This window comes from Allobosea sp. (genome assembly GCF_048595345.1).
Classification (GTDB): Bacteria; Pseudomonadota; Alphaproteobacteria; order Rhizobiales; family Beijerinckiaceae; genus Allobosea.
Genome location: NZ_JBMDWH010000016.1, coordinates 1 through 19,012, shown reverse-complemented (window position 1 = coordinate 19,012; position 19,012 = coordinate 1). Strand labels below are relative to the sequence as shown.

The 19,012-nt window shown below is 67.8% G+C and carries 15 protein-coding genes; 6 read left to right on the top strand and 9 right to left on the bottom strand.

Going from position 1 to position 19,012, the window contains the following annotated elements:
* Nucleotides 1-37: 37 nt before the first annotated feature.
* On the bottom strand, nt 38-1,402 hold the full coding sequence (glmU, locus tag ACOJTB_RS02045) for a bifunctional UDP-N-acetylglucosamine diphosphorylase/glucosamine-1-phosphate N-acetyltransferase GlmU (protein WP_420100894.1): 1,365 nt from the start codon (nt 1,400-1,402) through the stop codon (nt 38-40).
* A gap of 320 nt (nt 1,403-1,722) precedes the next feature.
* On the opposite strand from glmU, the gene ACOJTB_RS02040 reads away from it, so the two are divergent.
* Complete coding sequence (locus ACOJTB_RS02040; protein WP_420100851.1) at nt 1,723-3,222, top strand: OpgD/OpgG family glucan biosynthesis protein; 1,500 nt, start codon at nt 1,723-1,725, stop codon at nt 3,220-3,222.
* Entirely contained in the window at nt 3,210-5,396 is a 2,187-nt protein-coding gene (gene mdoH, locus ACOJTB_RS02035) for a glucans biosynthesis glucosyltransferase MdoH (protein ID WP_420100850.1), read from the top strand. The genes ACOJTB_RS02040 and mdoH overlap by 13 nt, the downstream gene beginning before the upstream one ends.
* Nucleotides 5,397-5,484: 88 nt before the next feature.
* Here the strand turns inward: mdoH and ACOJTB_RS02030 are convergent, their stop codons facing one another.
* The 4 genes from ACOJTB_RS02030 to tpiA form a co-directional block, all read right to left on the bottom strand.
* Nucleotides 5,485-6,363 carry a VOC family protein gene (locus tag ACOJTB_RS02030; protein WP_420100849.1) on the bottom strand — a complete coding sequence of 293 codons (879 nt, stop codon included), beginning with the start codon at nt 6,361-6,363 and terminating at the stop codon, nt 5,485-5,487.
* Between the two features lie 69 nt (nt 6,364-6,432).
* A complete protein-coding gene (locus ACOJTB_RS02025) occupies nt 6,433-8,061 on the bottom strand; it encodes a CTP synthase (protein WP_420100848.1) in 1,629 nt (542 codons plus the stop codon).
* A 154-nt stretch (nt 8,062-8,215) separates the two neighbouring features.
* Complete coding sequence (gene secG, locus ACOJTB_RS02020; RefSeq protein WP_420100847.1) at nt 8,216-8,638, bottom strand: preprotein translocase subunit SecG; 423 nt, start codon at nt 8,636-8,638, stop codon at nt 8,216-8,218.
* Nucleotides 8,639-8,807: 169 nt separating this feature from the next.
* A complete protein-coding gene (gene tpiA, locus ACOJTB_RS02015) occupies nt 8,808-9,569 on the bottom strand; it encodes a triose-phosphate isomerase (protein ID WP_420100846.1) in 762 nt (253 codons plus the stop codon).
* Nucleotides 9,570-9,769: 200 nt separating this feature from the next.
* Here tpiA and ACOJTB_RS02010 point away from each other — a divergent pair, with 200 nt between their 5' ends.
* Nucleotides 9,770-11,680 carry a SurA N-terminal domain-containing protein gene (locus ACOJTB_RS02010; RefSeq protein ID WP_420100845.1) on the top strand — a complete coding sequence of 637 codons (1,911 nt, stop codon included), beginning with the start codon at nt 9,770-9,772 and terminating at the stop codon, nt 11,678-11,680.
* Complete coding sequence (gene trpE, locus ACOJTB_RS02005; RefSeq protein WP_420100844.1) at nt 11,677-13,197, top strand: anthranilate synthase component I; 1,521 nt, start codon at nt 11,677-11,679, stop codon at nt 13,195-13,197. The genes ACOJTB_RS02010 and trpE overlap by 4 nt, the downstream gene beginning before the upstream one ends.
* 106 nt (nt 13,198-13,303) lie before the next feature.
* Here trpE and ACOJTB_RS02000 read toward each other — a convergent pair whose 3' ends face one another.
* Nucleotides 13,304-13,879: a TIGR00645 family protein gene (locus tag ACOJTB_RS02000; RefSeq protein WP_420100843.1), complete on the bottom strand. Its 576-nt coding sequence runs from the start codon at nt 13,877-13,879 to the stop codon at nt 13,304-13,306.
* Between the two features lie 248 nt (nt 13,880-14,127).
* Between ACOJTB_RS02000 and ACOJTB_RS01995 the strand changes: the two genes are divergently transcribed.
* Nucleotides 14,128-14,556 (top strand): BA14K family protein, encoded by a 429-nt coding sequence (locus tag ACOJTB_RS01995; protein ID WP_420100842.1) that lies wholly within the window; start codon nt 14,128-14,130, stop codon nt 14,554-14,556.
* Nucleotides 14,557-14,752: 196 nt separating this feature from the next.
* The gene (xth, locus tag ACOJTB_RS01990) at nt 14,753-15,532 is read left to right on the top strand and encodes an exodeoxyribonuclease III (protein ID WP_420100841.1); all 780 of its coding nucleotides are present in this window, start codon (nt 14,753-14,755) and stop codon (nt 15,530-15,532) included.
* Nucleotides 15,533-15,549: 17 nt separating this feature from the next.
* Here xth and ACOJTB_RS01985 read toward each other — a convergent pair whose 3' ends face one another.
* The 3 genes from ACOJTB_RS01985 to ACOJTB_RS01975 all read right to left on the bottom strand — a co-directional run.
* Nucleotides 15,550-16,533, bottom strand: coding sequence for a tetratricopeptide repeat protein (locus ACOJTB_RS01985; protein ID WP_420100840.1), 984 nt, complete (start codon nt 16,531-16,533; stop codon nt 15,550-15,552).
* 526 nt (nt 16,534-17,059) lie between these two features.
* Entirely contained in the window at nt 17,060-17,641 is a 582-nt protein-coding gene (locus ACOJTB_RS01980; RefSeq protein ID WP_420100839.1) for a YqaA family protein, read from the bottom strand.
* Nucleotides 17,642-17,800: 159 nt separating this feature from the next.
* Nucleotides 17,801-19,012, bottom strand: a 1,212-nt coding sequence (locus tag ACOJTB_RS01975; RefSeq protein WP_420100838.1) for a class I tRNA ligase family protein, incomplete at its 5' end; no start/stop codon positions are given.

Below are 19,012 nucleotides of genomic sequence, written 5' to 3'. Positions count from 1 at the left end.
ACCGCCCAAGGCTGAACGGTGGCCGAACGCCGTGGCCTCAGGCCTTGGCGCGACGCGCCTTCAGCGCCGCGGCGGCGGCCCGAAACCGGCTGGCCCAGCCCGGCTTCTCGACCTGCCGCGCCCGGCCGACCGCCAGCGCATCGGCGGCAACGTCCTCGGTGATGACCGAGCCGGAGCCGACATAGGCCCCCTCCCCGATCGAGACCGGCGCGACCAGCGACGAGTTGGAGCCGACGAAGGCGCCTGCGCCGATGACGGTCTTCGCCTTGTTGAAGCCGTCGTAATTGCAGGTGATCGTCCCGGCCCCGATATTGGCGCCCGCCCCGATGCTCGCATCGCCGATATAGGTCAGATGGCTGATCTTGGTGCCGGCGCCGATCTCGGCCGCCTTAATCTCGACGAAATTGCCGACCTTGGCGCCCTGCGCCAGCCTCGCACCCGGACGCAGGCGGCCATAGGGGCCGACGCTGGCGCCGGGGCCGACCTCGGCGCCTTCCAGATGCGAGAAGGCGTGAATCACCGCGCCATCGGCCACCTTCACGCCAGGGCCGAAAACGCAATGCGGCTCGATCACGACATCGCGGCCGATGGCGGTGTCGTGGGAGAAGAAGACCGTTTCCGGGGCGATCAGCGTCGCCCCCTGCGCCATCACTTCATCACGCTTGCGGGCCTGGAACCGCGCCTCGGCGGCGGCGAGCTGGAGGCGGTCGTTGACGCCCATCACCTCGTCTTCCGGCGCGCGCGTATGGGTCGCCTTAAGCCCGCGCGAGCGCGCGACCTTCACCGCATCGGGAAGATAGAACTCGCGCTGGGCGTTGTCGTCACCGATCGATTCGAGAATGGGCAGCGCCTGGGCGCCAGAGAGCGCCATCAGCCCGGCATTGCAGAGCACGATGCGGCGCTGCTCGGGGGTGGCGTCCTTGTGCTCCACGATCGACTCCAGCTGCGAGTCGGACAGGACGAGACGGCCATAGCCTGTGGGGTCCTTCGCCGCGAAGGCGAGCACGGCCACCGCAGCACCCGCGGCCAGTTCGTCCCGTAGCGCACGGAAGGTTTCCGGCCTCACGAGCGGGGTATCGGCGAAGGCGACGATGACGTCGTCGTAGCCCGCCTGGAGCGCCTCGCGCGCGGCCAGTACGGCATGGGCGGTACCGAGCCGCTCGGTCTGAAAGGCGAGCGTCGCGGCCGGATAGCGGGTCAGCGCCTCGGCCCCGACCTCGGGCCGCTCGGGCGAGACGACCACGCAGACGGCCGAGGCGCCCGCCGCCTCGACGGCCGCCAGCGCGTGGCCCAGAAGCGAGCGCCCGGCGACCTCGTGCAGCACCTTCGGCCGGGCCGATTTCATCCGCGTCCCTTCCCCGGCCGCGAGAATGATGGCGAGGCAGGAGCGCGCAGACTGCATTTCCGTCATGTTTCTGGTTTCCTGTCGGCCCGTGACCGCGTCAGCCCGCAATTCCCGCATGCGGGAGTCGCAGGCGCCGTGGATAGCCGATCCTCGCGGCTTTTGCCAAAGTCGCATCGCGATCGCGTGGGGCCGATCGCGGAGCGGGTGCGGCGCCATGCCGGCGGCGTGGTTTTTGCTGCGCCGGCTGCTTCCAGCCCCATCGGAAATGTTCTAGAAGCGCCGTGGATCCGGACCGGGTCCCACGCAGTTTGGGTGAGATGTCGAAGTCCTTGAATCGCAGGCAATTTCTCGAAGTTGCGGCGACCGGCGCCGCCATGATGAGCGTTGCCGCACCCGCCGCCGCGCAGACCCCCACGGGGGCCGGCGCCTTCACCATCCAGACGCTGACCGACGGGCAGCGTTTCGACCCCGCCAAGGTGGTCGAGGCGGCCAAGATGCTGGCGCAGAAGCCGCTGATTCCGCTCATCGCGAGCGACCTGCCGGACGGCTATGCCAGCCTGCCCTTCGACCAGTTCTCCGGCATCCGCCTGCAGCCCGCCGCCGCGATCTGGGCCGGGGAGAATCGCGGCTTCACCGTGGAGCCGCTGCATCGCGGCTATGTCTTCTCCAATCCGGTGAGCCTGTTCACGGTCGAGGACGAAGTCATCCGCCGCGTCGGGTTCGATCGCAGCAAGTTCGACTACGGCAAGATCACGCCGCCGCCGACCAATGCCGACCTGCAATTCTCCGGCATGCGGATCTCGACCGGGCTGGAGCGGCCCTTCGACGTGGCGAGCTTCCAGGGCGCGACCTTCTTCAAGGCGATCGCGCGCGGCCAGAATTTCGGCGCCATCGCCCGCGCCCTGATCGTGCGGCCCGGCGAGCAGCGCGGCGAGGAAATCCCGTTCTTCCGGGCCTTCTGGATCGAGCGGCCGAACCCGGCGACCGCCGCCCTCGTCATCCACGGTTTGCTCGATTCCGAAAGCGTCACGGGGGCGGTGCGGATGACGCTGCGGCCGGGCGACGTCACCTTCATCGATGTCGAGACGACGCTTTTCGCCCGTCAGGCGCTGGAGCATATCGGCTTCGGCTGCGCGATGGGCACCTTCTTCGCCGGCCCGCAGAGCCGGCGAACCTTCGACGATATCCGCCCTTCCATCTACGAGGTCTCGGGCGTGCAGATGCAGGCCGGCAGCGGCGAATGGATCTACCGGCCGGTGAGCAACCCCTCGGCGCTGCAGGTCTCGTCCTTCGTCGACGACAACCCCAAGGGCTTCGGCCTCGTCCAGCGCGAGCGCGACCCCGGCGCCTTCTTCGACGACGACCAGCGCTTCGAATCGCGTCCCAGCATCTGGATGCAGACTTTGGGCGATTGGGGGGCGGGTTCGGTCCAGCTCATCGAGATCCCCAGCGATTCCGAGCAGAACGACAACATCATCATGTATTGGCGGCCCAAGCAGGCGGTGCCGGCGGGCGGCGAGATCACGGTGAGCTACCGCCAGGCCTGGTGCTGGCAGCCGCCGGAGCGGCCGGAACTGGCCATCGCTACCCGCATGCGCCAGGGCCGCGGCTCGCAAGGGCGCCGGCGCCGCTTCGTCGTCGAATTCGCCGGCGAGAAGCTGGGTGACGCGGCGTTGGTCGCGGCGGCCAAGGCGATGGTCACGACCCAGCCCGGAACCGTCCAGAACCTGCGCATCTGGCCCTATCCGGAGCGCAAGCTGATGCGGGTCGGCTTCGAGATCGACCCCGGCAACGAAACCCTCTGCGAGCTCAGGCTCGTCCTGCAATCCGGCAATCAGCCGATTTCGGAAACCTGGTTGAATCGATGGACGTGGTGAGCGACCTGCGGCCGGAGGCCTCGGGGGCCGAGATGCGCTACAACCCCGCCCATGAGCCGGCCACGCCGCCGGAAAGCCGGCTGGTGATGCCGGTGCAGTCCTTCCGCGTCTGGTCCAAGGCCGAGCGTCGCGCCCCGGCCAACCCCGCCAACTGGACGACGCCCTGGCTGATGCGGCTGTTCGTCTTCGGCGGCGGCCTCGCGCTCACAGCCTATGGCGCCTATGAGATGTATCACGTCGTCTCGGTCAGCCGGACGACCTCGCTGCAATATGTGCTGCTGGCGCTGTTCACGCTCAACTTCTCATGGATTGCACTGGCCTTCACCAGTGCGGTTCTGGGCTTTTTCGGCGTCCTCTTCGGCGCCGGCAAGGCGCCGCATGCCGAGGGCCTCACCCAGCGCACCGTCGTCGTGATGCCGGTCTACAATGAGTCGACCGCCCGGACCTTCGCCGCGCTGGCCGCAATCCGCGAATCGGTCGAGGCCACGGGGCTGGGCGCGCATTTCGACTATTTCATCGTCTCGGACACGACCAATCCGGACATCTGGGTGGCCGAGGAGCGGGCCTTCCTCGCGCTGCGCGAGCGGCTGGGCCCGAATTCAAGGGTCTATTATCGCCACCGGCCAAAGAACCACCACCGCAAGGCCGGCAACATCGCCGATTTCGTCACGCGCTGGGGTGGCCATTACGAGCATATGGTCGTGCTCGACGCCGACAGCCTGATGACCGGAACCTGCATCGTGCGCCTCGCCGCCGCGATGGAGGCGGACCCAGATGCCGGCATCATCCAGTCGTTGCCGCTCATCATCAACCGCAACACCTTCTTCGCCCGGCTCCAGCAGTTCGCGGCACGGGTCTACGGACCGGTGATCGCGACGGGGCTCGCCATGTGGTCCGGCCGCGACGGCAACTACTGGGGCCACAACGCGATCATTCGCACCAAGGCCTTCGCCGATCATTGCGGTCTGCCGGATCTCAAGGGCAAGCCGCCCTTCGGCGGCCATGTGCTGAGCCACGACTTTGTCGAGGCGGCGCTGATCCGCCGCGCCGGCTGGTCGGTCTACATGCTGCCGGATCTCACCGGTTCCTATGAGGAGAGCCCGCCCTCGCTGATCGACATCTCGGTGCGCGACCGGCGCTGGGCGCAGGGCAATCTCCAGCATTCGCGCATCATCGGCGCAAAGGGATTCGTCCTGCCGACGCGCCAGCATTTCGCCACCGGCATCGCGGGCTATCTCGCCTCGCCGTTCTGGCTGATGCAGCTCGTCGTCGGCATCCTGATCGTGCTGCAGGTGAACTACGCGCGGCCGGAGTATTTCACGCAGGAATTCACCCTCTTCCCGGTCTGGCCGCGCTTCGACCCCGAGCGCGCCCTGCGCCTCTTTGCGCTGACCATGGCGATCCTGCTCGCGCCCAAGCTGTTCGGCCTGTTGCTGACGCTGTTCCGCACGCGACTGCGGCGCGCCGGCGGCGGCGCGATCCGGCTGATCCTGTCCGCGCTGATCGAGGTGCTGTTCTCGGCTTTCTTCGCGCCGATCATGATGCTGATCCAGTCCGGCTCGGTCTTCCAGATCCTGCTCGGGCGCGACACGGGCTGGAACCCGCAGCGGCGCGATGACGGCTCGATCCCGTTCAGGGACATCGTGCGGCGCCATCGCACCCACACCCTGCTGGGGCTGGTCGCCGGCCTCTCCGCCTTCCTGATCGCGACCTCGCTCTTCGCCTGGATGTCGCCGACCATCGTCGGCCTCGTGCTGGCGATCCCGCTGTCCTGGGCTTCGGGCCAGCTCGCCATCGGCCTCTGGCTGAAGCGCCGCAAGCTCCTGCTGACCCCGGAGGAAGGCGAGCCGCCGCCGATCGTGCTGCGCGCCAACGCGCTCCAGGCCGAGTTCGCCGAGGCGGGCTTCGACGATGCCGACGGCCTCAAGGCGCTGCATGCCGATGCCGAATTGCGCCACGCCCATGAGCTGATGCTGCCGGAATCGCAGCCGCGCCGCCGCGGCGAGATCGAGCCCGACCGCGCCGTCGCCCAGGCCAAGCTCGTCGATGCCGAGGCGATCGAGGACGCAGCGATCTGGCTGAAGCCTAAGGAGCGCATGGTCGTATTGCACGACCGCGCGCTGATCGGGCTGCTCGCCTCCCTGCCGGCGGAGAGGACGAGCGCGGCGGCGTGATGGCTGCGATCCTTCTTGAGCCCTGCTCCTAAGGAGCCGCGAAGCGGCGTCTCGAAGGATGGCTGTAAAGACCGGCCCGCAGCGAGGTCTAAGCCGGCTCGAACGCGATCAGGCAGCCCATCGCATCCTCCGCCGCCACGAAGACCCGCTCCTCGTTCTGGATAAATGGCAGCCCCGCGCTTTCGAGCCGGTCCGCGATCGCGGCCAGATCGGGCACCGCCACGCAGAAGCCGAGGAAGCGCGCCGGCGTCGTGTCCGGCCCGATCTGATACGCCGCCTGCGCCGCCTCCGGGTCGAGCACGTCGATCCGGCCGCGCGGCAGGGCGACGATGTAATCGGCATTGCCCTCCAGCACCGCCGCACCGCCGCTGAAGGCGGTCAGGAAGGCGCGATGCAGCGCCGGGTCTTCCGCCAGCATGATCGCCCCGGCCAGAGCCGTCGTGCCATTGGGATGACTCTGGAAGTCCGGGTTCCAGAAATTCTGAGGCTCGAGCTGGCGGCAGGTGAAGAAGCCGCATTCGGGCGCCTGCGGATCGGCGGCGAAGGCGAGTTCGAAGGCGACGCGCACGGTCGAGCCATCGGGCCGCCTGCCCTGCCGCTCGAAGAAGAAGGGCTCGAAATCGCCGATGCCGTCGGCCCGGAACGCGGCCGCCTCGGCCTGCGCATCCTGCCCCTCCAGCACCAGCATCGACAGCCCCTCGCCCTGCCGGGCCAGCGCATCGTGCAGGAAGGCCCCGAAGGAGAAGCTACGCTGGCCATGAGGCGGGATCGCCGCGGCGTCTGCGACCGTCACCAGTTCCAGGAAGGAGCCCGGAAACTGGACGATCCGATTCTCGGTGCCCCAGGGATGGCGGTTGCGCGTGCCGACCGTGAAGCCCAGCCTTTCATAGAATGCGCCAGCGGCATCGAGATCCCGCACGGCGATGACGAGGTGATCGAGACCGCGAGGGTTGGAAGAGGACGGCATGGCAGGCTCCGTGAGAACAGACCCTGTCAACCTAGGCATGCCACCGGGCTTACGCCAGCCTGGCCGGCCTCACACCAGCCGGCTCTGGACCTTTGCCGCCTCGATGAAGCTGGCGAAGAGCGGGTGCGGCTCGAAGGGGCGCGATTTCAGCTCGGGGTGGTACTGGACGCCGATGAACCAGGGATGGTCCGGATATTCGACCGTCTCCGGCAGCAACCCGTCCGGCGAAAGACCGGCGAAGCGCAGCCCCTTGGCTTCCAGCCGCTCGCGATAGCCCATATTGACCTCGTAGCGGTGGCGGTGGCGCTCGGAGATCTCGGTCGAACCGTAGATCTGCGCGATCTTCGAGCCGGCCGCCAGCGTCGAGGCATAGGCGCCGAGCCGCATCGTGCCGCCGAGATCGCCATTGGCGGCGCGCTGCTCCAGCTCGTTGCCGCGCATCCATTCGGTCATCAGGCCGACCACCGGCTCCTGCGCGGGGCCGAATTCGGTCGAGTTGGCGTTCTCGATGCCGGCGAGCGAGCGCGCCGCCTCGATCACCGCCATCTGCATGCCGAAGCAGATGCCGAAATAGGGCACCTTGCGCTGCCTTGCGAAGGTCGCCGCCCTGATCTTGCCCTCGGCGCCGCGATGGCCGAAGCCGCCGGGAACGAGGATGCCGTGGACATGGTCGAGAAAGGGGGTCGGATCCTCCTTCTCGAAGACCTCGGATTCGATCCAGTCGAGATTGACCTTCACGTTGTTGGCGATGCCGCCATGGGTCAGCGCCTCGATGAGGGACTTATAGGCGTCCTTCATGCCGGTATATTTGCCGACGACGGCGATGGTGACCTCGCCTTCCGGGTTCTTCACCCGGTCGGAGATGCGCTTCCAGTTCGAGATGTCGGGCGCGCCGGTCGCGTCCATGCCGAAAGCGGCCAGCACCTCGGTGTCCAGCCCCTCGGCGTGGTAGGAGAGCGGCACGTCGTAGATCGAGGCGGCATCGCGCGCCTCGATCACCGCGGTCTCGCGGACATTGCAGAACAGAGCCAGCTTGCGACGCTCCTCGCGCGGGATCTCGCGATCGGTGCGGCAGAGCAGGATGTCGGGCTGGATGCCGATCGAGCGCAGCTCCGCCACCGAATGCTGGGTGGGCTTGGTCTTCAGCTCGCCCGCGGTCGGGATATAGGGCAGCAGGGTGAGATGGATGAAGATGCACTGCCCGCGCGGCAGCTGCTGGTTGATCTGGCGGATCGATTCCAGGAAGGGCAGGCTCTCGATGTCGCCGACGGTGCCGCCGATCTCGATTAGCGTGAAGTCGTAGCCCTCATTGCCGTCCAGCGCGAATTCCTTGATCGCGTTGGTGACGTGGGGGACCACCTGGATCGTGGCGCCGAGATAGTCGCCGCGCCGCTCCTTGGTGAGAATGTCCATGTAGATGCGACCGGTGGTGATGTTGTCGCCCCGGTTGCAGGGCCGGCCGGTGAAGCGCTCGTAATGGCCGAGGTCGAGATCGGTCTCCGCCCCGTCGTCGGTCACGAAGACCTCGCCGTGCTGATACGGGCTCATCGTGCCCGGATCGACGTTGAGATAGGGGTCGAGCTTGCGCAGGCGGACCGTGTAGCCACGCGCCTGGAGAAGGGCCGCGAGAGCCGCCGCCGCCAGGCCTTTGCCGAGCGAGGACACCACGCCGCCGGTGATGAAAACATACCGCGTCATGGGAGTTCTCCTCTATCGCCTAGAAATCGATTCGCTAAGCGCCGGCCGAGCAGTCCCGCCCTGCCATGAGCGCTTGTCCACAAAAGAGAAGGCCGGTCGCCCGGCCCCGCTCCACGTCAAAAGAGAAGGGCCGGTTTCCCGGCCCCTGCCTTCGTCATTGCTGCGGCGCCGGGGCCGGAGCCGATGGCGTCGGCGGCTGGGCGCCACCCTGGTTCTGGTTCTGGAGCTGGCGCAGCTGGTCGAGCACGCCACCGGCATTCGGTGCGCTGGGCGCGCTCGGCGCGGCCGGATTGGCGGGCGCCGTGGTCGCAGGCGCGCCATCGATGATCGAGCGCTGCACGCGGCCGCGATTGGCGACGATCGCCAGCACGATCGAGGTCAGGAAGAAAAGCGCGGCGAGAATCGCCGTGGCGCGGGTGAGCGCATTGGCCTGGCCTCGCCCGGTCATGAAGCCGCCGACGCCGCCGCCACCGCCCGAGCCCATGCCGAGCCCGCCGCCCTCGGAACGCTGCAGCAGCACGACGCCGACGAGCGCGATGACGATGATCAGATGGATGACGATCAGAACGTTCTGCATGGTCTCACGAAATGGGCGTGGCGCGGGCCGCCGCAAGGGACCACCCGCTCCTCCTCATGGACGAGGTGAATTCGGCGGGGCACATAGCATGCGCGTTCCCGCCACGCCACCCCCGCCCCTTCTCCGAAGCGGAGTGTGTCCAGTTGCTGAGGCGAAGAGTTCCGCCCGCTCAGGCGCAAGCCTGGGCGATCGCCAGGAAATCCTCGGCCTTGAGGCTCGCCCCGCCGACCAGCGCGCCATCGACATGCGGCACGTTCATCAACTCGGCGGCGTTGGAGGGCTTGACCGAGCCGCCATAGAGCAGCCGCACGCCTGCGGCAGCAGCCTCGCCGAGGATGCGGCCGAGATCGGCGCGAATCGAGGCGTGCATCTCCGCGACGTCGGCCGCGGTCGGGGTGAGGCCGGTGCCGATGGCCCAGACCGGCTCATAGGCGATCACGAGGCTGGCGCCGTCCAGCCCCTCGGGCACCGAGCCCTCGAGCTGCCGACGCACCACGGACAGGGCTTCGCCGGCCTCGCGCTCCTCGCGCGTCTCGCCGACGCAGACGATCGGCACCAGCAGCGCCTTGCGGGCGGCGACGGCCTTGGCCTTCACCGTCGCATCGGTCTCGCCATGCAGGGTGCGTCGCTCGGAATGGCCGACGATGCAGAAGGTGGCGCCGGCATCGGCCAGCATCGCGGCCGAGATCTCGCCGGTGAAGGCGCCGGAGGGCTGGACGCTGCAATCCTGCCCGCCGGTGGCGATGCGCGAGCCGATGAGCGCCGCGCTCGCGGTGAAGAGCAGCGTCGCCGGAGGGCAGATGGCGAGATCGACGGCCGCCTTGAGGCCGGCGCCGTAGCCCTGGGCGACCGCCGCGGCGATGCCGAGATCGGCCTTGAGCCCGTTCATCTTCCAGTTGCCGGCAACCAGCGGCCTGATGCTGCGCGTCACGTCGATCCTCCGAAATTGGCTTCGCCGGCTGTAGCAACGCCCGCGCGCCGCCGCAATCGCATGGAAAGGGGCAGGATGCGTGCTTCGGCACGGCAGCGCGGCGATTGCGGCTTTGCCTCGCGGTTCCTATAAGCGGCGCCGGCATAACGCGCGCGGCCCCGTGTCGCGCGGCGCGAACAGGTTCAGGGAAGACCGTTTTCATGATGATGCAGGGCATCCGCAAGGCGAGCCAGGGCTTTTTCGGCAAGCTGGTGATCAGCCTCCTGTTCGGCGTCCTGATCCTCGCCTTCGCGATCTGGGGCGTGGGCGACATCTTCCGCGGCTATGGCCGCAACGAGGTCGCGAAGGTCGGCAAGACCGAGATCGGCATCGAGCAGATGCGCACCGCTTATCAGAACGAGATCCAGAACCTCACGCGCCAGCAGCGTCGCGCGATCTCGCCGGAGATGGCGCGTGCGCTCGGCCTTGACCGGCAGGTGCTCTCGCGCCTGCTCGCCGATGCGACGCTGGACCAGACGGCCAAGGGCATGGGCCTGGCAGTCTCCGACGAGACGATCCGCAATCTGATCTTCGATGATCAGGTCTTCCGCGATGCGTCCGGCCAGTTCTCCGCGGCGCGCTTCAACGAGCTGCTGCGGACCAATGGCTATACCGAGCAGAGCTATGTCGCGATCCAGCGGCAGGCCGTGCTGCGCCAGGAGCTGGCCGAGATGGTCACGGGCGGCTTCACCGTCCCCGTCGCGCTCGCCGAGATCGGCGCGCGGCTGCGGGACGAGAAGCGCGCCGTTACCTTCGCCCGCCTGCCCCCGAGCGCGGCCGGCGCGATCCCGACACCCACCGAAGACCAGCTCAAGACCTTCTACAACGAGCGCAAGATCTCCTTCCGCGCTCCGGAATACCGCACCGCTTCGGTGCTGGCGCTGACGGCCGACAGCCTCGCCGACCCGGCCAAGGTGACGGATGCCGAGGCCAAGGCGCGCTACGAGGCCGACAAGGCCCGCTATACCACCGCGGAGACGCGCACCGTCCAGCAGATCGGCTTCCCCAACGAGGAGGACGCCAAGGCCGCCAAGGCCAAGATCGAGGGCGGCGAGACCTTCGACGAGATCGCGACCGAGCGGAACGTCTCCTTCTCCGACCTGACGCTCGGCACCTTCACGCGCGACCAGATCTTCGACCCGGCCGTGCGCGAGGCCGCCTTCGCGCTCGAGGAGAACGCCGTCAGCGCCCCTGTGAAGAGCGCCTTCGGCATCGTGCTGCTGCGCGTGACCAAGATCGACCCGCAGCATGTGAAGCCCTTCGAGGAGGTCGAGGCCCAGGTGAAGCAGGAGCTCGCGGCGAGCCGCGCCACGAGCCGCATCACCGAGCTGCACGACCGCATCGAGGACGAGCGCTCCTCCGCCAAGCCGCTCGCCGAGATCGCCAAGCAGTTCGGCCTGGCGCTTCGCCCCGTCGGACCTGTCAGCCAGGCGATGACGAAGCCGGATGGCGGCAAGGAGGCCGCCCTGCCCGGCGGCGATGCGACATTGCGCGGCATCTTCGCCTCCGATCTCGGCGTCGACAATGAGGCGATCCGCCTGCCCCAGAACGGCGGCTATGTCTGGTTCGACGTGAGCAAGATCGACCCCGCGCGCGAGCGCCCCTTCGAGGAGGTCAAGGCCGAGGTCGAGACGCAGTGGCGCGCCGACGAGACCGCGTCGAGGCTCGCCACCAAGGCGCGCGAGCTGGTCGAGCGGCTGGACAAGGGCGAGGACTTCGCGGCCGTCGCCGCCTCCGCTGGTCTCACGCCCGAGACCGCGACCGATCTCGGGCGGCAGGATCAGCGGCCGGAGCTGCCCGCCAATGTCGTCAGCCAGATCTTCGGCACCTATGCCGGCAAGAGCGGCTCGGCCGGCGGCAGCGATGGCGGGCGCGTGCTGTTCAAGGTCGATGCGGCGAGCGTGCCGCCCTTCATCCGCACCACGCAGGAATCCGAAAATTTGATCAAGGCGCTGTCCTCGGCGCTCGGTGACGATCTGCTGCGCCAATATGTGGCCCGGCGCCAGTCGGAGCTCGGCACCAGCATCAACGAAGCGGCCTTCCGCAACGCTACCGGAGGCGCGCAGAATTGACGACGCTTCACTCCGACGAGTTCGCGCATTTCGCGCCGCTTTACGATGCCGGCGCGCCCCAGCTGCTGCGGCGCGTGCTCGTCGGCGATTGCGAGACGCCGGTCGCCGCTTTCCTGAAGCTGCGCCACGCCACGACCGGCCCTGCCTTCCTACTGGAATCGGTCGAGGGCGGGGCCGTGCGCGGTCGCTACTCGATGATCGGGCTGGAGCCGGACCTGATCTGGCGCTGCCATCGCGGGCAGGCCGCCATCTCCCGCCCGGCGCTGGGCGAGGCGTTTCTCGACGATCCGCGCCCCGCCTTCGAGAGCCTGCGCTCGCTGCTGGCCGAGAGCGCGATCCCCGAGACCGACGATCTGCCGCCGATGGCGGCCGGCGTCTTCGGCTATCTCGGCTACGACATGGTGCGGCTGATGGAGCGCCTGCCCGAGCCGAAGGACACCGGTACAGGCGTGCCCGACGCGATCCTCACCCGGCCGACGCTGATGGTGGTGTTCGACGCGGTTCGCGACGAGATCCATCTCGTCACCCCCGTGCGCCATCAGCCGGGCATCGCCGCCCGCCATGCCTATGAGCGGGCTCAGGAGCGGCTGGACGCGGTCGCCCGCGCCCTCGAAGGCGCTCTGCCATCCGAGGCCGCGATCGACATCGCCGGCCTGCCGGAGCCCGTGACGACCTCCAACACCGGCGAGGCCGAGTATCTCGCCATGGTGGCGAAGGCGAAGGAGTACATCCGCGCGGGCGATATCTTCCAGGTCGTGCTGTCGCAGCGCTTCGAGGCGCCTTTCGCACTGCCGCCCTTCGCGCTTTATCGCGCGCTGCGGCGTGTGAACCCGGCGCCTTTTCTCTGCTATCTCGATTTCGGCGATTTCCAGATCGTCTGCTCGAGCCCGGAGATCCTGGTCCGCCTGCGGGACGACACGGTCACCATCCGGCCGATCGCCGGCACGCGGCGGCGGGGCCCGAATCCGGCGCAGGACGAGGCGCTGGCGACCGAGCTGCTGGCCGATCCGAAGGAGCGCGCCGAGCATCTGATGCTGCTTGATCTCGGCCGCAACGATGTCGGCCGCGTCGCCGAAATCGGCAGCGTGAAGGTGACCGATTCCTTCTTCATCGAGCGCTACAGCCAGGTGATGCACATCGTCTCGAATGTCGAGGGACGCATCGCGCCGGGCCACGACTCGCTGGCGGCTTTGATCGCCGGTTTTCCGGCCGGCACGGTCTCCGGCGCGCCCAAGGTGCGTGCGATGGAGGTCATCGACGAGCTGGAGCGGGATGCGCGCGGTGCCTATGCCGGCTGCATCGGCTATTTCGGCGCCAATGGCGAGATGGATACCTGCATCGTGCTGCGCACCGCCGTGGTCAAGGACGGTACCATGCATGTGCAGGCCGGAGCCGGAATCGTCTACGACTCCGATCCGGCCTCCGAACAGCAGGAATGCGTCAACAAGGCCAGCGCGCTGTTTCGCGCCGCCGAGGAGGCGATCCGCTTCGCCGCGCGCAGCGAGCGTGGGCAGTAAAACGGACCCTTTGCGTCATTGCGAGGAGCGCAGCGACGAAGCAATCCGGGGGCAGCGGAACTCTACGTCTCCTGTATTGCTTCGCTGACGCTCGCAATGACGTTGGTCAATGCCCCTTGCCGGGATGCGCCGTCATGCGATCGACCCAGGCGATGCCGATGGCGGATAGAATGAACACGACATGGATCATCGTCTGCAGCAGCACGCCGGCTTCCGTGTAGTTCGTTGTGCGGCCTAACCCGCCGATATTGCCCGCCTCGATGAAGGTGCGCAGCAGATGGATGGACGAGATGCCGATGATCGCCATCGCCAGCTTGATCTTCAGCACGCTGGCATTGACGTGGCTCAACCATTCCGGCTGGTCGGGATGGCCTTCCAGCCGCAGGCGGGAGACGAAGGTTTCGTAGCCGCCGACGATCACCATGATCAGCAGGTTCGAGATCATCACCACGTCGATCAGCCCCAGCACGACCAGCATGATCTGCTGCTCGCTGAATTCGAAGGCGTGCGTGACGAGGTGGTAGAGCTCCTTCAGGAATAGGAACACATAGACGCACTGGGCCACGATCAGGCCGATATAGAGCGGCAGCTGGAGCCAGCGGCTGCCGAAGATCAGCGACGGCAGCGGCTTCATCGGGCCGGGCAGCGTGCGGGGAGAAGAGGGTCCGGCCGGAGACGCCATGGCAGTGTCGTTGTCCTTCGATACAGTGATAGGGAGCGGGGGCGCTGCGAGGTAGATGGATGCAGAATCAGCCCCGCGCAAGCGCGCGCTGCCCTGTCTCGCGCGAGGAAAAGCACGCGCTTGTGACGGCGCCATTACCGCTTCCTCCCTCGCGCTTCTTGGAGGCTGGAGGCGGAAGCGCTAGAATCTTCGCAGGTCCTTGGAACATGGTCCCACCCCTCGCATTTGAAGTGGAAAGGAGTTCCGTCATGATCAAGACGCTCGTCATCGCCTCCGCCCTCGCCGGAGCGACCGCCCTTGCCGCCCCGGCCTCGGCCGCGCCGCTCTCGCCGTCCCAGGCCGCGGTCGCCGGCGCCGCATCGGCCCCGCTCGTGGAACAGGTGCAGTGGCGCCGCTATGGCTATTATGGTCCGCGCTATTACGGCCCGCGCTATTACGGCGGCTATCGCCGTGGGCCTGCGGTCGGCGCGGGCATCGCCGCCGGCGTGATTGGCGGCGCCCTCGCCGCGGGGGCTCTCGCAGCACCGCGCCCGGTCTACACCGCTCCGGCCCCGGCCTATGGCTATACGGATGAGGATGTGGATGCCGTCGCCTATTGCTCGCGCCGCTTCCGCACCTATAACCCCGAGACCGGCACCTATATCGCCAATGGCGGCGTGGTCCGCTCCTGCCCCTGAGACGGGGGCGGCTCACGCACCTGACAGGATTGCGCGCCAGCGCATGGCATCGGGCTCCCCGCCGTCGCGGGGAGCTTTTTTGTTCGGCGCTTGCGATGGCTCGACCCCGGCAGGCCCAGCCTGTAATCGATGACGACAGCAGCCCAGAGGCCGACGCCCGCGTCGCCCGCGGGCGATCCGACCTCGGAGCGGTTTCGTGCGCATCGCCACCTGGAACGTCAACTCGGTCCGCCAGCGGCTCGGCCATCTGCTGGATTTCCTGAGGGAGGCGGAGCCGGACGTGCTCTGCCTTCAGGAGATCAAGTGCGTCGATGCCGATTTTCCGCGTGCGGAGATCGAGGCGGCCGGCTGGCAGGTCGAAACCCACGGCCAGAAGACCTTCAACGGCGTCGCCATCCTCAGCCGCAGCAAGCTGGAGGACGTGCGCCGGGGTCTGCCGGGCGACGATGGCGATGAGCAGGCGCGGTATCTGGAAGGCGTGCTGCCCTTCGGCGATGGCGTCGTCCGGGTGGCCTCGATCTATCTGCCGAACGGGAATCCGCCCAACACGGAGAAATACCCCTACAAGCTGAACTGGATGAAGCGGCTGACGGCGCATGCCGGCCTGCTGCTGCAGCAGGAGGAGCCGCTGGTCCTCGCCGGCGACTACAACGTCATCCCGGAGCCGCGCGATGCGCGCGATCCCGGCGCCTGGGTGAGCGATGCACTGTTCCTGCCGCAGACCCGCGCCGCCTTTCGGGCGCTGCTCGATCTCGGCTTCACCGACGCGCTCCGGGCCACCACGGACGCGCCGGGGCTCTACACCTTCTGGGATTACCAGGCCGGCGCCTGGCAGCGGAACAACGGCATCCGCATCGACCATCTGCTGCTCTCGCCGCAAGCGGCCGACCGGCTCTCCGGGGTGCGGATCGCCAAGCATGTCCGGGGCTGGGAGAAGCCCTCGGACCATGTGCCGGTGCTGATCGAACTGGGCTGAGCCCCGTCTAGGTGCGCTCAGCGCTGCGTGCGCTGAAGAGTCGGCTGCTGGCCCGGCTCGGACGGGCTCGCCGCGCCCTGCTGACGCTCCACCAGCGCCATCGCGGCCGCGCGGTCGGAGGCGGAGGCGGCAGCGAAAGCGGCATCGTGCCGCTCGATAATCCAGGTTTCGCGCACCGGATCGGCACCCTCGCGCGCCATGGCGAGCCACATCAGTCCGAGTGCCGGCTGGCGCGGCACGCCGTCCCCGCCGCGGATCAGCATCTCGCCGAAGGCGGCGCGCGCGGGCGCATGGCCCTTCTCTGCCGCGAGCTTCATCCAGCGGGCGGCCTGGCGCGGATCGCGATGGGTGCCCTGCCCCTTCATGTAGAGTCGGGCGAGATTGTACTGCCCGTCCGGGTCGCCGAAATAGGAGGCGGCATAGTGGAACATGTCGAAGGCGCGGTTGGCGTCGGGCTTCACATAGGTGCCCTTGATGCCGTCGCTGAAATAGCCGCCCAGCGCCACGAAGGCATTGCCGACCATGCGGCCCTGCGGCGTGCCGGGCACTGCATCGGCATTTTCGTCGGCGATCTTCGAAAAATACTCGAAAGCCTTGAGATCGTTCGCCGGTACGCCCTCGCCGCCGGCATAGATGCGGCCGAGCTTGAACTGCGCGGCGACATGCCCCTGCGAGGCGGCATATTCGAGCGCACGCATGGCGCCCGCCTGATCGCCGGCCGTGGAATCGCGCATCCAAGCCCGCAGCGCGTCGCGGGCATTGGTGAAGGGCATCATCGGCAGGGCGGTATGGGCCGCCGGCGCGTTGGGCGCGGGGGCGACGGTCGCTGCGCCGGCCAGCGGCGAGGCCGGCACCGGGTCGCCCGGCTCCGGCAAAGCGATTCCGGGAATCGGACGCGGCGGCAGCGGCGGCTGGCCATTGGCGAAGTCCTGCGCCCGGCCGGCCTGCAGGCCGCCCAAGGTCAGAACCAGGCAGGCTATGGTAAGCTCAGCGATCCGCATGACGATGGATGTCTGCCGCCCTTCCTGGGAGTGACGTTGCCAGAGGTACGACGCGCCGGAGCTCCTCGAGCCCCGCGGCCCTGCCGCTGCCACAAGCCTTTACACGGGAAGAACATGTTGCAACTTCGGCGCCAGAAAGGCCGACTCCGATCAATCCTGTGATCAGGCGGCCGATCGGGGAGCGGACAGAAGCAGGGAAGGCCGCTGAATCGGAATGAAGGCCGGTGATCCGGCCCTTCCGATCCGTGCTGCGCCAGACGCTGGCCTGCATCGATCCCGATCCGTGTTCCGGCCCGGCTTCTGCCGGTCCGCCTCCCGGCCCATCGCCGAAAGGTCCAGGCTGCCCGGAACCATTCCGGGCGACCCGCGTTGTGCCTGTTCGAATTCATCGAGCGGGCTCAACAGGCACTTTTGCTGAGGTCGGTTTGTGGCGGCTTCGCGGCGAATGCGGCACATGGGGGCCGCAACCCTTTCGATGATGGCCCGCTGTTGCAGTCGGGCCACAAACGACGTGAGCGCTGCGGCCTCAAAGCACCATCGGCAGCACGAAGAACCCCCCGACCACCACGACCAGCAGCCCGAGCGCCGCCGCCGGCAAATGCTTCTCGATGAAGATGCGGATGTCGTCGCCATAGAAGCGCAGCGCCAGGGCGATCATCAGGAAGAAGCTGGCCCGCGAGACCACCATGCCGATCGTGAACTTCCAGAGGTCGAAATGCAGGAAGCCGGACATGATCGTCACGATCTTGAACGGAATCGGCGTCAGGCCCTTCGTGACCAGCACCCAGAACCAGTAATCCTGCGAGGTGGCGATCAGCTGCGCGGCCTTGTCCTGCAGGCCGTAGATGCCGATCAGCCAAGCGCCCAGCGAGTCGTAGAGCAGGAAGCCGATGCCGTAGCCGACATAACCGCCCAGGATCGCGCCCAGGGAGCAGACCCCGGCATAGAACCAGGCCCGGTCCGGCCGGGCGATGCACATCGGCAGCAGCAGCGGCAATGGCGGCAGGGGGCTGACCGAGCTTTCGACGAAGGTCAGTGCGAAAAGCAGCCAGGGAGCGGCCGGGTGCGAGGCATAGGAGACGCACCAGTCATAAGCACGCTTGAGCATGGGTGTGGGTCAGCCGATCCTTGTTCACGCCGGGACGCCACGCATGGCAGCGCTGCGCTCCGCGCATATAACCGGCGCACCGTGTCGAAAGCGAGTCCTTCTCATGCCGCAACGTCGATTTGACGACAGCGGCGTGGCGTGAATGCGGAACGCTGCGGCTTATGCGAGCCGCTCCAGCGCCTCCGCCACCTTGAGCTTGCGCGCCTCAGCGGCTGCCTTGCGCTCGCGGTTCTCCTCGACGATCTCCTCTGGCGCGCGCGCCATGAAGTCCGGATTGCCGAGCTTTTTCTCGACGACGAGAATGTCCTGGGCGAGCTTGGCGAGCTCCTTGGTCAGGCGCGCGCGCTCGGCATCGAGGTCGATCAGCCCCGCCAAAGGCAGCGCCGCCACCTCGCCCCGCACGATGATCTGGGCCGACTGGGCCGGCGCCGCCGCCTCGAAGGCGATGTCCGAGACGCGCGCGAGCCGGCCGATCATCGGAGCCCAGGCGGCGATCGTCGCGCGCGTCGCCTCCGACGCGTTGACCAGCACGAGCGGCGCTTGCGTCGCAGCCGGCACGTTCACCTCTGAGCGGACCGAGCGGATGTCGGAGATGAGATCGACGACGAAGCCGATCTCGGCCTCCGCCGCCGCATCCTTCAGCGCGGACAGATCCGGCCAGCGCGTCAGGCAGACCAGCGCGTCGTCGCCGGCTGCGAGCTTGCGGGGCGCGCCGACGCCGGCCTTCTGGGCCCAGAGTTCCTCGGTCAGGAACGGCATGAAGGGGTGGAGCAGTTGGCAGATCAGGTCGATGACGAAGGCGACCGTCGCCTGCGTCTCCGCCTTCTCGGCGGCATCGACGCCCTCGCCCTGCAGCAGGGGCTTCGCGAGTTCGAGATACCAGTCGCAGAACTGGTTCCAGACGAAGCGATAGGCTGCGCCGGCGGCCTCGTTGAACTTGAAGCTCGGGATGCCGGCAGCGATCTCCTCGGCCGCCGTCGCCGCCTCGCTCAGGATCCAGCGATTGAGCGGCAGCTTCACCGCGGCCGGGTCGAAGCCTTCCGCGCGGGCGCAGCCATTGATCCCGGCGAAGCGCGCGGCATTCCAGATCTTGGTCGCGAAGTTGCGATAGCCCTCGACGCGGGAGGTGGCGAGCTTGATGTCGCGCCCCTGCGCGGCCATCGCCGCCAGCGTGAAGCGCAGCGCATCGGCACCGTACTGATCGACGAGCGTCAGCGGGTCGATGACGTTGCCCTTCGACTTCGACATCTTCGCGCCCTTCTCGTCGCGAACGATGGCGTGGATGTAGACGTCCTTGAACGGCACCTCGTCCATGAAGTTGAGGCCCATCATCATCATCCGGGCGACCCAGAAGAAGATGATGTCGAAGGC